Below are 14046 nucleotides of genomic sequence, written 5' to 3'. Positions count from 1 at the left end.
CCGCAGCCCCAAGATAACCCGCCGCACCGACAACAAGCCACGCCGCGACGTCAGCCCAGCTCATCCGGCGCGTCTTTCGGGTTGAGCCGTTTGTCGATCCACTCGTCGCGGTCGCCGAATGCCACGACCCCGATGGGGTCGTCATGCGCGATCTTGTCGAGCGCGGTCTGCTCGCGGTCGAGGGTCTCGATCAGCGCACTCAGCTCGGCAACCTGCCAGCGCTGCTCGTCGGTCAGGTCGTCCCAGTCGGGGTAATTTTCGGGCGAATCAGTCATGGTTTTGAGCCTTTCGTGGGTAGGGGCTACCAGGTGGCGAATACGCGCATCGCGCGTTGGGCGGCGTCAAACTTCCTGTGACACCGACGGCAGAGGGGTAGGTAGCGATCGGAGCTGAGCGAGTATCGGCACAGCGAGCCATTGACAATCTCGGTCAGCTCCCGGCTGTCGGTGCCGTCGTAGGCCCAGTCGCGCGCCAACCCACCGCAGTCACCCGCACAGGGCCACGACGACGCTCGTCCTCGCGCGGCCTGGACCCTGGCGTGCGCCGCTCGGTAGCCAACGCGCATTGCGCGTGTCTGGCCGCGACGCTGCCGAGATTTCCGTGCCCGCTTGGGGTGTCCGTTACCGATGGCGCGGCAAAACGAGCACACAACGCCGGGCCGGCAGTCGCAGGCGGCCTGTGCGTAGGCAACGAAACCTGTGTTGTTGCGGGGTTTCACGGGAATTCGCCGTCTTTCGGGGATAGGCCGTTTTCGTCGCGCGGTCGTTTGGTCACCACAGTCCCCGACTTCGTAACTCGGCAAGCAAGTCGCGGAAGGGTATTGGGGTCCGGCGTGCACGAAGTGCATGCCGGGATAGGTTGTCCAGTTAGGTTGTCCAGTGGTGACCGGAATCCGTGCACCTAAGCTGCACGGAACCCGTGCAGCTTGGTGGGTGCTTAAGCTGCACCCCAACCCGTGCAGCGTGGAGTGGTTAAGCTGCACGGATTCCGTGCAGGTTCCGCGATCCAAAGGTGCACGGAAACCGTGCAGGTTGGTCAACACTCGATCGGCCTCGACCACAGTGACAATTCCTCGTCGGTGAACCGCCGGCCGCCCGCACACACGACGTAGGCGTATCGGTTAGCCAACTCCTTGCCCCCGCGCATGAACTTGCGCCGGACCAGACGATGGTCCTTCTCCGCTTTATCGATAGCCCGCCTGGCTCGCTCTCGGTTCTGACCCCAGCCGAATTGCTCAGACAGATCGCCCGGGGAGGTCTCCCACGGTCGGCGGCTGGAACCAGGCGCGCAGCCACAAGAAAGGAGATACGAAACGACCGTGAACCCGTCCGAGCCAAGGGCATCCTCGTGGGCACCTACACGGATCAGCTCGTCGGAAAGCCAGGTGACTCCCTGGCGGATCGGTTGTCCTGCAACGTAAATCGGGTGTCTTCGGCCCACGATCAACACCACGCTTCCGCGCGTCGGCCGGTGGGTCTGCCTGGCCCGGCGTACCCTGACTGTTGGAAGGTCGAATTCCTGTGGTCAGGTCCCGCTGCTTGCCGGCCGCGGGGCCTTTCCCGTGCAGGGGGGCCTAAGCTCCGGCTCATGCCGCGCCTGACTTGCGTCGGCGGGCCTGTGCTGATTTCAAAGCCATCCGCGCATAGTGCGCCTTGCGCAAGTGCTCGGCGCGTTTCGGGTCACCGCCAGCTTCGGCTAGGAACTTGTCGTGAAATGCTTTGCGCGCTTTAGCGGTTCGCTCCGTGCGGTCTTCGGTATTGGCCCAAGACGTTTCGACGGCAAGTTTGCCGAGGAGCGAGCGTTCGGTTGGGGTGAGCGAAAGCAGTAGGAGCAGCAGGAGGAATCGCGGCATTGAAAAGGCCTCCGAGTTTTGGGCGTGGAAAATCACGCCTTCCTCGGAGGCTCCGGCCGGAGGGACATCCGGCACGCTCGGTACAGCGTAGCTCAGCGCTGTACCCAAAACGGGTTATGACAGGCCGCGGGGTTTCCGGATTGTTCGGAGGTCGTCGATGGAAACTTGGGGGAGCCCGTTTTCCCACAGCTCCCTTTTTTCCCACAGCAGGTCGAACTGCGCATCGACCTGCGAGCCGCTGCGGTGGAAACCATCACCGCACAGCGGACAGCGTATGAGGTAGCGCCGACCAAATTCATTATCGCTGCGGCCGGCGACCTGATTGGCGCGATCAAGATCGGCGATAAGCCGGTTGATCCCTTGTGGCTCAAAGCCGCCCGAGGCACGGCCGGTAGCCCAAAGCGGGACCACGCGGCCGGCGGCGTCGATGAACTCCATTCCCCCGCCACGGCGGGACTTCTTGGCGCGCCCATCAATACGATCCCACGTGTCCGGCCTCCAAAAGTCGTCGTCGCCATGCCTGAAGTAGGTGCGCTCCCACCGCTGGTGAGATTGGGCGGCGCAATACACCGTGATTGTCTTCTCGTCGGACATGCCCTCCGACGCTCTGATGTCGCTCACAGGTCCCCCAGGTTCAGTCCACGGGCCTCGGCGGCAGCGCGTTCAGATGCCGTGACGCGGGCATAACGGTCCAACATCTCTCTGGAACTCCACCCGGCCACGCTCATAAGGCCGCCCTCGGTTCCGCCCTTGGACAGCCAGCGCGATGCCGCCGTGTGCCGCAACACATGTGGATGAAACCCGGTGATACCGGCCATCTCAGCGCGCTCCAACAATGTGACCCGTAGCCCGTGGGGGCCGAGGGGCTGGTGGGTTCGCGCGCCCAGCCACAGCGCCCTGCTCTCTGCCCCACGGTGGCCGCGGCGTAACCGGATATAGCGGTCGAGGGCCCGGGCGGTCTGCGGGCCGAACGGCACAATTCGGCCCTTGCCGCCCTTGCCGCGCCGTATGTACGCCAGCCCGCGCGTCAAATCCACGTCGTCCAGCTCCAGCGCGATCAACTCACCAGCGCGCATGCCGGTTTCGGCCAGCAGACGCACAATGGCTTCGTCGCGGCGATCCCGCAGCCGATTGCCGTTGCAGGCTTTGATCAACGCCTTCAATTCGTCGTCGCAGAGCACAGGGGTGATCGGCATGTCACCTTTGGGGGCGGTCAGCCGCAGCAGCGGGTCGGACGGTATCTCCCCCTCTTCGGCCAGCCACTTGGAGAACTGCCGGACCCCGGCCAGCCGGGCAGCCGCGGTGGTGGGCTGTGCCCCAGCGTCAAGAATCTCGGCCAGCCACTTGGAGACTTGACCGCGGTCGATCTGGCGCGGGTGACCGTGGTCGTCGCACCATTGCAGGTAGCGGTCCACACTGGTGGTGTAGATCTTCAGCGTTGACGACGAACGGCGGGCGGACTTGAGCGCGATGACCCAGCTGTCCACCAGCTCGGTGATGTCTAGCGGCGGCAGGGTGGGTGTTGCTGGCATGTTGTTAACGGTAACTGATAACGCTGTACAGAAGGTGGATGCTGGATTTTCGGCATGTTTTCCCATTTAGAGCCCATTCAACGCGAGGAGGGATACTTACGATATGGCTGTGTTAACGGACGAGCAGGTGGACGCCGCACTGCCCGATCTCAACGGATGGGAGCGTGCCGACGGCGCGTTGCGCCGGTCGATCAAGTTCCCGAGTTTCCTCGCCGGCATCGATGCGGTGCGCCGGGTGGCCGAGCACGCGGAGAGCAAGGACCACCACCCGGACATCGACATTCGTTGGCGGACGGTGACTTTCGCTCTGGTCACGCATTCCGAGGGTGGCATCACCGACAAGGACGTGGCGATGGCGCACGACATCGACGAGATCGTCGGGAGCTAGTCGCCGGATCCGGCGCGCCGGCCGGTGGCGGCGACCCAGACCAGCGTGGCCACGGCCGCCACGATGTAGGCCAGGCCGGCCCAGGCCAGATACCACGGCCGGCTGATCTGCCAGATGGTCGGCTGAGCGAAGAGCAGCAGCCACGGCACGCCGACGAGGGTGAGCGCGAGCCAGCCCCAGCCCACGATCCGCGCGCCGGGTCGCTCGCGCTGCGGCCCGTGGATCGCCCAGATCATCAGCGGCACCAGCCACACCCAGTGGTGGCTCCAGGAGATCGGGGACAGCAGCAGCCCGAACAGCTCGACCACCAGCAACTTGCCCAGCCGATCGGATGGCTCCAGGGCCCGCCAGGCCAGCACGGCCAGCGCCGCCGTGACCGCGATGGCGGTCAGGACCGGCGGCCCGAAGCCGGCGTCGTGGCCCAGGATCCGGGAGATGCCGCCGCGCCAGGATTGGTTGATCGACGTGGCGATGGGCCCCACGCGGTGCGCGTCGCCCAGCAGCTTCGTGAAGTAGTAGCGGGCCTGATCGCCGACGACCAGGACGGACACGCCGACGGTGCCGAGGAATACCAGGAAGGAGAAGGCCGCGGCGGCCCAGCGCCGCATGCCGGCCAGATAGACACCGGCGATCGCGGGGGTCAGCTTGATGCCGGCCGCCACGCCGACCAGTAGCCCCGACATCCACCAGCGCGCGGTCAGGGCCGCGCCCAACACCGCGAGCATCAGCAGCACGTTGACCTGCCCGTAGTCGAACGTGCTGCGCAGCGGCTCGATCCAGATCGTGACCGCCGTCCACACCATGGCCAGGCGGCGGCCGTCGGCGCCGGGCGCCACGCCGATCAACCGCTGGCTGATCCGGATCGCCGCGTACAGCGCGGCCATCGTCGCGATCTGCCACGCGAAGGCGACCACGCCGAACGGCAGCAGGGTCAGCGGATAGAAGACGACCGCCGCGAAGGGCGGGTAGGTGAACGGCAGCGGGAAGTCCGGCGTCTGGTCGGCGTAGACGTAGCGGTACAGGGTGCCGGGATGGTTGATGGTTGCGGCGCCGCCCAGGTAGACGTGCAGGTCGACGAAGTTCGCGCCGTGTGGCGTCAGATAGGTCCAGCCGAGCCGCGCGGCGACGCTGGCGACCAGCAGGGCGGGCGCCGCCGCTCGCAGGAGACTCGCGATCCGCCGGCGCGGGGGGACCGCCGCGGTGGCCGAGGTGGTGTCTATCCGCCCGACTTTAGCGATGGCCGCGGCCCCAGCGGCATCGGCAGGCCTGGCCGCGGGCGGTCGATCACCGCCGTCACTCGAAGCAATAACGATCAAGTAAATGCCACACGTGTCACTTGAGTCCCATCAGTATCAACGTAACTTCGGCGGCGGACCCGTTTTCCACAACCAGGGAGAGTCATGCCAACCATCTGGACTTACATGCGTGCAGCGGCCGTCGTCGTCGGTTCGTCCGCAGCCCTACTCACGGGCGGTATCGCCCACGCCGACCCCGTGCCGGCTCCGCCCATGCCGAACATTCCGCAGCAACTGATCAGTTCGGCGGCCAACGCGCCGCAGATCCTGCAGAACCTCGCCACCGCGCTGGGTGCGACCCCGCCGGCCGCCCCGGCCGCCCCGGGCATCACCTTCCCGGGGGTTCCGTCCGCGGCCGCGACGTCGCCGGCGTCGCCGGCCGCCGTGCCCTCGATTCCCGGGTTGCCGCAGGCGGCGACCCCGTCCGCGCCTGCGACGACGCAGGGCCTGCAGGGCCTGATTCCGGGCCTGACGCAGTCGGCACCCGCGGCACCCGCCGCCCCGGCCTCGTCCTCGATTCCCGGACTGCCGGCCATCCCGGGGCTGTCGACGCCGACCGCCCCCGCCACGCCGCCGGCCCCGCAGATCCCGCAGGCCAAGGTCGACATGCCGGCGTTCCTGCCCAACCTGCCGGTCAACATGCCCGCGCAGATGACCCTGCCGCAGGACCTGCCGGCACTGGCCGGGGCGCCCGCCGCACCGGCCGCGCCGGCAGCGCCGGCCGCACCGGCAACCGGGGCCAACCCGGTCGCCCCGCTGCTCGCCGCCCTGCCCTGATAAGTCGCCAGACAGCCAACGCCACCACCTAACGACCGGAGGACACACCGTGGCAACCACTTGGAATCTGTCCAAAGGTTTGGCCGCTGTCGTGACGGCATCGGCTGCCGCGTTCGGGTTCTGCCCGAGCGCGGCAGCCGATCCGGCGGCACCGCAACCGAACTCGACTCAAGAACTTCCGGGCCTGCCGGCCCTCTCCCAGCTCAGCCCGATCATTCAGCAGGCGGCCGGCAATCCGGCGCAGGCGACTCAGCTGCTCATGGCCGCCGCGCAAGCTTTCAGTCACAACCAGGGCGCGCCCACCGAGTCCCGCAACGTGGCCGCGTCGGTGAACCAGTTCCTGGCCGAGCCCGGCGTGGCCCTGCCGGACGGCTCACCGGTGCCGCACGTGCCGGCGGCGGGCGTGGAACCGGGCGCCCAGTCGCATTTGCCGACCGGCATCGACCCGGCACACGCCGCCGGCCCGGCACCGGCCGCCGCCCCGCCAGCGGCGGGCGCCGAACCGGGAACCCAGTCTCACCTGCCGACCGGCATCGACCCGGCACACGCCGCCGGCCCGGGACCGGTCACGGCGCCGGCCGCCGGCCCGGGACAGGTCGCGGCGCCGGCCGCCGCACCGTCGGTGGTCGCGCCGCCCGCTTCCGCACCGGCGCCGGGCACCGTCGCACCCGTCGCCGCACCCGCACCGGTGCCGCCGGCGCCGGCCGAAGCCGCACCGGCCGCCGCCCCCGCACCGGCTCCCGCGCCCGCCGCGGCCCCGGCGGCGGCGCCGGGATTCGGCCCCGACGCTCCGCCCACGCAGGACTTCATGTATCCCTCGATCGGCACCAATTGCCTTGCGGACGGCACCGGTTCGATCGCCACCGCGCTGTCGGTGGCGGGACCGGCGAAGATTCCGACCCCCGGGCCGGGCCCCGGGCAGACCGCCTACGTGTTCACCGCCGTCGGCACTCCCGGCCCCGCCGAGGTGCAGAAGCTGCCGTTGAACGTCACCTGGGTGAATCTGACGACGGGCAAGTCGGGAACGGTCGCGCTCAAGCCGCGCACCGACATCAATCCCGAGGGGCCGACGACGCTCACCGCGATCGCCGACACCGGGTCGGGCAGCGTCATGTCGACCATCTTCGGGCAGGTCACCACCAAGGAAAAGCAGTGCCAGTTCATGCCCACGATCGGCTCCACGGTGGTGCCGTAGGCCGCACCGTCTATCGCCATGGGCGCGCGTGTCCCCGCCGGGGCACGCGCGCTCACTGCGTCGGCGCTAGTACGCCATGAACAGGATCGCGTCCCGGTCGTACTCGAGGCCCGGATGATCTTTGGCGAGATGAGCCTGGGTCAGCTCGACCAGCTCGTCCTCATCCTTGCCGACGATGGCTTCCCCGCACGGACACGTCAGGTGTGTCTTCACGTCGCCGCCCTTCCCTTCTGGTCACCGAACTACTTGGCCGCCTTGGCTGCTGCCTTCATCTGCTTCTTGTAGGAACGCACCTTGCCCATCGATTGGGCGTCGACGATGTCGGCGACGGAGATGTGGGTGCCGTCCTTGCCGAACTGCCCGGCCGCGGCGCGCCACCCTTCGGCGTCGACGCCGTACTGCTTGCCCAGGAGAGCCAGGAAGATCTGCGCCTTGACCTCGCCGAACCCCGGCAGCCCCTTGATGCGGCGCAGCAGCTCCTCGCCGTCCGGGTCGCCGGAGGTCCACAGCGCCGCCGCGTCACCGTCGTAGCGATCCACGATGATCTGGGCCAGGGCCTGGATCCGCTTGGCCATCGAGCCGGGAAAGCGGTGTATCGCAGGCTTTTCCGCACACAGGGCGGCGAACTTGTCCGGGTCGTACTCGGCGATTTCATGGGCATTCAAGCTGCCCATCCGGTCCGCGATCTTCTTGGGTCCCGCAAACGCCGTCTCGAAGGGCACCTGCTGGTCGAGAACCATCCCGATGAGCAGGGCCAGCGGGTTCTCGTCCAGCAGCGCGTCGGCCTCGGGTTCTTGAGCGAGCCACAGTTTCACCGTCAACGACCTCCCTTTCCGGTGAACACCCTAAGACCGAAGAGCTGTTGTTGGGAGACTACTCACCCCATCCCCGCGTTATCGTGGCGTGGTGGTGGACGAGGCCCGATTGGCGCTGATGCTGGCCCGCGACGAACTGCACGAGCTCGTCACTGCCTATTGCCGTGCCGTCGACCGCGCCGACTACGCCGCGCTCCGCGGCCTGTACCACCCGGACGCGATCGACTCGCACGGCTCGTTCTCCGCCGGCGGCGTCGAAGAATTCATCACGCAACTGCAGGCGGCCGAACCGTATGTGCGTGTCTCCCAACACAACATCACCACGACGAACTTCGTGGTCGAGGGCGACACCGCCCGCGGCGAGATCTACTGCCTGGTGTTTCACACCTTCGCCGGTCCCGAGCACGACTCGGACGTCGTCATCGGCGGCCGGTACCTGGACTCCTACGCCAGACACGACGGCCGCTGGAAGTTCGCCCAGCGCACCATCGTGGCCGACTGGGCCTACCAGAACGACCCGTCGCAGGTGAACTTCGGGCACCCCAGCACCCGGGGCAGCCTGCGCGGCCGGCCGGGCCAGGCCGACCCGTCGGTCGGCCTATTCGCCCCGCCGAAAAGCTGAACCGGCTCAGCGCCGAACTAGCTGCGACGCAATGCTTTCCGTTCGCTACTCACCCGCTCTTGCGGCGGAATTCACGCCGGTTCTCCACCGGTCCGTGCGCGCGTGACTGCTTGCCGCCGCCGCTCTTGTGGTCCGACCCGCCCGACGACTTGGCCATCTTGCGGTCGAGGGCTTCGCGGAACTTGCGCTTGGTGTCGTCGTCCGATTCCGGCGCCTCGGAAGACTTGGGTTCAGCCATACCGGCAGCCTAGCCCCGGAGCGCCGAAATCGGGCGGCTACCGCACCCCGGGCGGCATGCCGTACACGTGCGAGATCGGCAGGGTCAGCAGCACCCGCCGATCGGTGACCATCGCCTCGCGGTATTCGTCCCAGTCCGGATGTTCGCCGGCGATGTTGCGGTACAAGGCAATCAACGCCTCGACGGTGTCGTCGCCGGGATCGGCCGCCGGCGGCGTCAGGATCGCCGTGCCCTCGGCCACCGCGTAGGACCACCCGTCGTCGGCGTCGACCAGGATGGACGCCCGCGGGTCGCGGCGCAGGTTGCGGGTCTTGGCGCGCGGCTCGGTGATCGACACCCGCACCGCCAGGTCGCGCGGGTCGAAGTGGTAGCTCACGTTCGACAGCTGCGGGCGCCCGTCGCGTTTGATGGTGGCCAGCACTCCGAGCGAGTTTCCACTGATCACGGCCAGCAACTTGTCGTCGAAGACTTGGCGCCCCATGGGAGAAAGCCTACGTCGCCGGTCCAGCAACCGGTCCCGGATCAGCCCAGCACGGGACGCCCTGGTGGAATCGGATCATGACCGAGTACGCGGCCTTCCTGCGCGGTGTCAACGTCGGCGGCGTCAACCTCAAGATGGCCGAGGTGGCGCGCGCGTTGACCGACGCCGGCTTCACCGGCGTGCGCACCATCCTGGCCAGCGGCAACGTCGTGCTTGAGTCACCCGCCGGTGCCGCGGCGGTGCGCAAGAAGGCCGAGGCCGCGCTGCGCGAGCGGTTCGGCTACGACGCCTGGGTGCTCGTTTATGACCTGGCGACGGTGCGGGCCGTCGTCGAGGCCTACCCGTTCGAGCCCGAGGTCGACGGGTACCAGTCCTACGTCACGTTCGTCGCCGACCAAACGGCGCTCGACGAACTCGCCGCGCTGGGCGAGGGCGCGGGCCCGCACGAGAGGATCGGGGCCGGCGCGGGCGTCATCTATTGGCAGGTGCCCAAGGGCGGCACCCTGGACAGCACCATCGGCAAGACGATGGGCAAGCCCCGCTACAAGTCCTCGACCACGACCCGCAACCTGCGCACGCTGGCGAAGGTGTTGCGTTGAGGGGACGCGCTCAGTCGTCCGGCACGTTCGTCAGGTAGCGCATCGCGTCGGACTTGGTCAGCCCCAGCGCCCGGGCCACCTCGACGTACTCCTTGGCGGCGGCGGCCATCGCGGCGTCCGTCGGGTCGAAGCGGGAGATGAAAGTGCCGAAGCGGCCCCGCGTTTCGACGATCGCCGCCGACTCCAGCTCCCGGTAGGCACGGGCCACGGTGTTCGCCGCCACGCCGAGCTGCCCGGCCAGGTCGCGCACCGTCGGGAGCCGCGTGCCCGGGGGCAGTGCGCCCGCCCGAACGCCGTCGATGACCTGGGTCCTGAGCTGGTCGAACAGCGGTTTGCCCGCCTTCACGTCGACCTTCAGCAAATCCCGCAGCTCCACGTCCTCAGTATGTCCCAAGCACGGCTATCTTTGTGGGATGCGAGTGACGGTGCTGAGCGGCGCGGGGATCTCCGCGGAGAGCGGGGTGCCGACCTTCCGCGACGACAAGAACGGATTGTGGGCCCGCTTCGATCCCTACGAGCTGTCCAGCACCCAGGGCTGGCGCGACAACCCCGAGCGGGTCTGGGGATGGTACTTGTGGCGTCACTACCTGGTGGCCGATGTCCAGCCCAACACCGGGCACCGCGCCATCGCCGCCTGGCAGGACGGCGCCGAGGTCAGCGTCATCACCCAGAACGTCGACGACCTGCACGAGCGCGCTGGCAGCATGCCGGTCCACCACCTGCACGGCAGCCTGTTCGAATTCCGTTGCGACCGTTGCGGTATGCCTTACAGCGGCGCGTTGCCCAAGATGCCCGAACCGATGCTGGAGGTCGAACCGCCGGTCTGCCACTGCGGTGGCCTGATCCGGCCCGACATCGTGTGGTTCGGTGAGCCGTTGCCCGACGCGCCATGGCAGCGCGCGGTCGAGGCGACCGAGGCGGCCGACGTGATGGTGGTGGTCGGGACGTCGGCGATCGTCTACCCGGCGGCCGGGCTGGCCGAGCTCGCGCTGTCCCGCGGCACGGCCGTCATCGAGGTCAATCCCGAGGTCACACCGCTGTCGCGGAACGCGACGATCAGCATCCGCGAGACGGCGAGCCAGGCGTTGCCCGGCTTGCTGCAGCGGCTGCCCGCCCTGCTCAAGTAGCCGGCGCGGACTACGGCCTGCGGGCGCGGCCCAAGAGCAGCTCCGACACCGGCATCGGCGCCCACGCCGGCAGCGTGAATTCGCGCCGGGACGCGTCCACTTCGAATCCGGCGTCCACGATCGCACGCTCGGTGTCCCGGTGGGTGTGGCAGTTGCCGAACAACCGGGGCCACACCGTCGCGTCGGCGACCCGTTGCAGGCGCCCCCGCGCGCCGGCGCTCGCCACGTGCTCGAGGTACCGCAGCTCCCCACCCGGGCGCAGCACCGAGTACAGGTGCCGCAGCACGCCGCCGGGGTCGCGCACCGAGCACAACACCAGCGAGCACACCACGGCGTCGAACGCCTCACCGCCGCGGAAGTCCTCCGCCGTCTCCCCCGTCACGACCACCCGGGCGGGCACCACGTCCGCGGCGGCGCGCGCCTGGGCCGCCAGCCGCGGCTCGGGCTCCACCGCGACCACCTCGTGGACCGACTCCGGGTAGTGGGGAAAGTTCGTCCCGATGCCCGCGCCGACCTCCAGCACGCGCCCCGACAACCCGGCCAGGTTCTCCCGGCGCAGGGCCCGGATGGACTCGGTTTCGTGGGCGGCCACGACGGGCCAGATGCGCGCAAAGAACGGGTTGTCCACCGCCGTTGTCATACAGGTCAACCTTCCGATCGGATCGGCCTCAGGATAAGGGTCGCGCCGGTGCCTAGCCGATGTTGGGCACGGGTTCCCCCAACGGGCCACCGTCAAGCGGGATCGGCTCGGCGTATCCGGTCTCCCGCGCCCCGCCCTCGCTGATGCCGAACCGATCGTGCAGCCAGGCCAGGGGCCTGGGCGCCCACCAGTTCCACCGGCCCATCACGTGCATGAAGGCGGGCACGACGACCATCCGCACCAGGGTGGCGTCGGCGAAGACGGCGAGCGTCAGGCCGAGCCCGAACATCCGCATGAACGACACGTGGGCGGCGATCAGCGCGGCGAACGACATCGACATCACCAGCGCCGCCGCGGTGATCACCCGGCCGGTGCGCGCCACGCCGAGCGCCACGCTCTCGTCGTTGGCGGCGTCGGCCTGCTGCGGGCTCGGCTTCGCCGGTCGAGCCGCCCCGGACGCGAGCCAGTACTCACGAATGCGCGAGAGCAGGAACACCTCGTAGTCCATCGACAGCCCGAAGGCGATGCAGAACAGCAGCACCGGCATGTTGGCGACCAGCGTCCCGCTCGGCGTCGTGCCCAGCGCGCCGAGATGCCCGTCCTGGAAGATCCACACCAGCGCACCGAACGCGGCGGTCAGCGACAGCATGTTGCACGCCAGCGCCTTGGCCGGCAGCAGCACGCTGCCGGTGAGCAGGAACAGCAGGGCGAAGGTGATCGCGGCCATCAACCCGAGCACCAGCGGAAGGCGGTCGGTGACCGCGTCCACGCTGTCGCGGTTGACCTGGGCGACGCCGCCCATCGCGACGGACCGGCCCGCGGGCCCGGGCACCTGGTGCAGCCGCTTGAGCTGGGCGTCGCTGGCCGCGGAGAACAGCGGCGCCGTGCTGCTGACGGTCAGGAACGCGCTGCCGTCGGCCAGGCCGGTGGCCCCGGCCGGCGGCCCGGTCCGGTTGCCGCCGACGAACGTCCCGCCGGGGGCCGACACCGCCTCCACGTCGGGCACCCGCGACAGGTCGGCGGCGTAGGAGTCGAGGTCCGCCGGTTTCAGGCCGCGCGCGTCGGGCACGACGACCGGCACGGACGTCGCGGAGTCGTCCGCGAAGTCGTTGCGCAACTGGTCGCCGACCTGGTGCGACGAGGCCGAGCGCGGCAGCACCCGGTCGTCCGGGAAACCCCATTTGACGCCCATGAACGGCAGCCCGAGCAGGAGCAGCAGCGCCACGACGGTCAGGCCGATCGGCGCCCAGCGGCGCATCACCAGCTTGCTCGAGCGGTACCAGAACGTCTCCTCGACCGGCTTGCGCACCGGCTCCGGACGCCGGAACACCCGGCGCAGCAGCCGGCGCACGTCGAGCGCGTCGAGCCGGGGACCCAGCAGCACGATGGCGGCCGGGGTGAGCACGATCGAGGCGGTCGCGACGAAGGCCACGGTGGCCACGCCGGCGTAGGCGAACGACTTGAGGAAGTACATCGGGAACGCCACCGTCGCCGACATGGACAGCGCCACGGTGACCGCGGAGAACAACACCGTCCGCCCGGAGGTGGCCATGGTCCGGATCAGCGCCTCGTCCCGGTCGCAGCCCTCGGCCAACTCGTCGCGGTACCGGCTGACGATGAGCAGCGTGTAGTCGATGGCCAGCGCCAGGCCCAGCGCGGTGCTCAGGTTGAGCGCGAAGATCGACACCTCGGTGGTGAAGGTGATCAGCCGCAGCACCGTCATGGACCCGACGACGGCCAGCGCGCCCAGCGCCATCGGCAACGCAGCCGCCAGCAGCCCACCGAACACCCAGATCAGGATCAGGAAGCTCAGCGGCAGCGCGATCATCTCCATCACCAGCAGGTCCGCCTGGTTCTGGGTGTTGATCTGCGCGTACTGCATGGCCGCGCCGCCGGCGCGAACGGTGACGCCGTCACGGTCGTGGACGAATTGGTCCGCGATGGTCTGGGCGTTGCTCTGCGCGTAGTTCTCGCCGCCCTTGAGGTTCACCACGATCAGCCCCGACTTGCCATCGCGGCTGAGCAGGTCGGCGGCCCCCTGGGGCGGGACCGTCCAGGGTGACGATGCGTTGTACACCAGCGGTGACTTCTGCAGCTGGTTGACCAGGCCGGTGCCCACGGCGCGGGCCTGTGCGCTGTCGCTGCCGCCGGGAGCGGTCACGACGATCAGCATCTGCTGACCGCTCTGGCCGAACTTGTCGGTCAACACCTGGATCGCGTGGGCGGACTCGGAGTGGGGATCCTGGAAGCCGCCGGGAGACAGGCTCTTGGCGACCGGGATGCCGAAGATCGCGGCGGCGGCGAAAACCAGGACACCGATGGCGATGATGCGGCGGGGCGCCGCGATGGCCATGCGGGCGATCCCCTGCAGCATGTCAAGCCCTTCCGCCGCCGGTGCTGATCGCGCTGGCCGCTGGCGTACCGGCGACAACCTAACAAACGCTAGTTTCCACGCGTCAAACAGATTCACCTTCAAGCACGGGCG

At 68.8% G+C, this 14046-nt stretch carries 18 protein-coding genes; 6 read left to right on the top strand and 12 right to left on the bottom strand.

Features of this window, described 5'->3' with window-relative positions; genetic code table 11:
* Positions 1 to 50: 50 nt before the first annotated feature.
* From U8D42_RS03240 to U8D42_RS03225, 4 genes are all read right to left on the bottom strand, one after another.
* The gene (locus tag U8D42_RS03240; protein ID WP_322859253.1) at positions 51 to 275 is read right to left on the bottom strand and encodes a hypothetical protein; all 225 of its coding nucleotides are present in this window, start codon (positions 273 to 275) and stop codon (positions 51 to 53) included.
* A gap of 1310 nt (positions 276 to 1585) precedes the next feature.
* The gene (locus U8D42_RS03235) at positions 1586 to 1927 is read right to left on the bottom strand and encodes a hypothetical protein (RefSeq protein WP_322859254.1); all 342 of its coding nucleotides are present in this window, start codon (positions 1925 to 1927) and stop codon (positions 1586 to 1588) included.
* A 39-nt stretch (positions 1928 to 1966) separates the two neighbouring features.
* Complete coding sequence (locus tag U8D42_RS03230) at positions 1967 to 2446, bottom strand: hypothetical protein (RefSeq protein WP_322859255.1); 480 nt, start codon at positions 2444 to 2446, stop codon at positions 1967 to 1969.
* Between the two features lie 23 nt (positions 2447 to 2469).
* The gene (locus U8D42_RS03225; protein WP_322859256.1) at positions 2470 to 3384 is read right to left on the bottom strand and encodes a tyrosine-type recombinase/integrase; all 915 of its coding nucleotides are present in this window, start codon (positions 3382 to 3384) and stop codon (positions 2470 to 2472) included.
* A gap of 103 nt (positions 3385 to 3487) precedes the next feature.
* Between U8D42_RS03225 and U8D42_RS03220 the strand changes: the two genes are divergently transcribed.
* On the top strand, positions 3488 to 3772 hold the full coding sequence (locus U8D42_RS03220) for a 4a-hydroxytetrahydrobiopterin dehydratase (RefSeq protein ID WP_085240384.1): 285 nt from the start codon (positions 3488 to 3490) through the stop codon (positions 3770 to 3772).
* On the opposite strand, the gene U8D42_RS03215 is transcribed toward U8D42_RS03220, so the two are convergent.
* Entirely contained in the window at positions 3769 to 5010 is a 1242-nt protein-coding gene (locus U8D42_RS03215; protein ID WP_322859488.1) for a mannosyltransferase, read from the bottom strand. The genes U8D42_RS03220 and U8D42_RS03215 overlap by 4 nt on opposite strands.
* A gap of 162 nt (positions 5011 to 5172) precedes the next feature.
* Here U8D42_RS03215 and U8D42_RS03210 point away from each other — a divergent pair, with 162 nt between their 5' ends.
* Both U8D42_RS03210 and U8D42_RS03205 read left to right on the top strand, forming a co-directional pair.
* Positions 5173 to 5844 (top strand): hypothetical protein, encoded by a 672-nt coding sequence (locus U8D42_RS03210; protein ID WP_322859257.1) that lies wholly within the window; start codon positions 5173 to 5175, stop codon positions 5842 to 5844.
* 49 nt (positions 5845 to 5893) lie between these two features.
* On the top strand, positions 5894 to 7039 hold the full coding sequence (locus U8D42_RS03205; RefSeq protein ID WP_322859258.1) for an Rv1157c family protein: 1146 nt from the start codon (positions 5894 to 5896) through the stop codon (positions 7037 to 7039).
* Positions 7040 to 7105: 66 nt separating this feature from the next.
* Here U8D42_RS03205 and U8D42_RS03200 read toward each other — a convergent pair whose 3' ends face one another.
* Both U8D42_RS03200 and U8D42_RS03195 read right to left on the bottom strand, forming a co-directional pair.
* On the bottom strand, positions 7106 to 7252 hold the full coding sequence (locus tag U8D42_RS03200) for a DUF1059 domain-containing protein (RefSeq protein WP_067325215.1): 147 nt from the start codon (positions 7250 to 7252) through the stop codon (positions 7106 to 7108).
* Between the two features lie 29 nt (positions 7253 to 7281).
* Positions 7282 to 7854 carry an HhH-GPD-type base excision DNA repair protein gene (locus U8D42_RS03195; RefSeq protein WP_322859259.1) on the bottom strand — a complete coding sequence of 191 codons (573 nt, stop codon included), beginning with the start codon at positions 7852 to 7854 and terminating at the stop codon, positions 7282 to 7284.
* A gap of 88 nt (positions 7855 to 7942) precedes the next feature.
* Between U8D42_RS03195 and U8D42_RS03190 the strand changes: the two genes are divergently transcribed.
* Positions 7943 to 8476 carry a nuclear transport factor 2 family protein gene (locus U8D42_RS03190; RefSeq protein ID WP_322859260.1) on the top strand — a complete coding sequence of 178 codons (534 nt, stop codon included), beginning with the start codon at positions 7943 to 7945 and terminating at the stop codon, positions 8474 to 8476.
* Positions 8477 to 8525: 49 nt separating this feature from the next.
* Here the strand turns inward: U8D42_RS03190 and U8D42_RS03185 are convergent, their stop codons facing one another.
* Together U8D42_RS03185 and U8D42_RS03180 are read right to left on the bottom strand one after the other, a co-directional pair.
* Positions 8526 to 8714 carry a DUF5302 domain-containing protein gene (locus U8D42_RS03185; RefSeq protein WP_085240389.1) on the bottom strand — a complete coding sequence of 63 codons (189 nt, stop codon included), beginning with the start codon at positions 8712 to 8714 and terminating at the stop codon, positions 8526 to 8528.
* A 37-nt stretch (positions 8715 to 8751) separates the two neighbouring features.
* On the bottom strand, positions 8752 to 9195 hold the full coding sequence (locus tag U8D42_RS03180) for a PPOX class F420-dependent oxidoreductase (RefSeq protein ID WP_085240390.1): 444 nt from the start codon (positions 9193 to 9195) through the stop codon (positions 8752 to 8754).
* A gap of 77 nt (positions 9196 to 9272) precedes the next feature.
* Here U8D42_RS03180 and U8D42_RS03175 point away from each other — a divergent pair, with 77 nt between their 5' ends.
* Entirely contained in the window at positions 9273 to 9794 is a 522-nt protein-coding gene (locus U8D42_RS03175) for a DUF1697 domain-containing protein (RefSeq protein ID WP_322859261.1), read from the top strand.
* Positions 9795 to 9804: 10 nt separating this feature from the next.
* On the opposite strand, the gene U8D42_RS03170 is transcribed toward U8D42_RS03175, so the two are convergent.
* Positions 9805 to 10170 carry a GntR family transcriptional regulator gene (locus U8D42_RS03170; protein ID WP_067277218.1) on the bottom strand — a complete coding sequence of 122 codons (366 nt, stop codon included), beginning with the start codon at positions 10168 to 10170 and terminating at the stop codon, positions 9805 to 9807.
* A 37-nt stretch (positions 10171 to 10207) separates the two neighbouring features.
* Here U8D42_RS03170 and U8D42_RS03165 point away from each other — a divergent pair, with 37 nt between their 5' ends.
* The gene (locus tag U8D42_RS03165; protein WP_322859262.1) at positions 10208 to 10921 is read left to right on the top strand and encodes an NAD-dependent deacylase; all 714 of its coding nucleotides are present in this window, start codon (positions 10208 to 10210) and stop codon (positions 10919 to 10921) included.
* Between the two features lie 10 nt (positions 10922 to 10931).
* On the opposite strand, the gene U8D42_RS03160 is transcribed toward U8D42_RS03165, so the two are convergent.
* Together U8D42_RS03160 and U8D42_RS03155 are read right to left on the bottom strand one after the other, a co-directional pair.
* Positions 10932 to 11561, bottom strand: a complete 630-nt coding sequence (locus tag U8D42_RS03160) for a class I SAM-dependent methyltransferase (protein ID WP_322859263.1) — start codon at positions 11559 to 11561, stop codon at positions 10932 to 10934.
* Positions 11562 to 11613: 52 nt separating this feature from the next.
* Positions 11614 to 13935: an MMPL family transporter gene (locus U8D42_RS03155; protein ID WP_322859264.1), complete on the bottom strand. Its 2322-nt coding sequence runs from the start codon at positions 13933 to 13935 to the stop codon at positions 11614 to 11616.
* Positions 13936 to 14046: the final 111 nt, after the last annotated feature.

Source organism: Mycobacterium europaeum (assembly GCF_034555895.2).
Lineage (GTDB): Bacteria > Actinomycetota > Actinomycetes > Mycobacteriales > Mycobacteriaceae > Mycobacterium > Mycobacterium europaeum.
The sequence above is the reverse complement of the archived record's forward strand: the minus strand, read 5'-3'. Positions and strand labels throughout refer to the sequence as shown.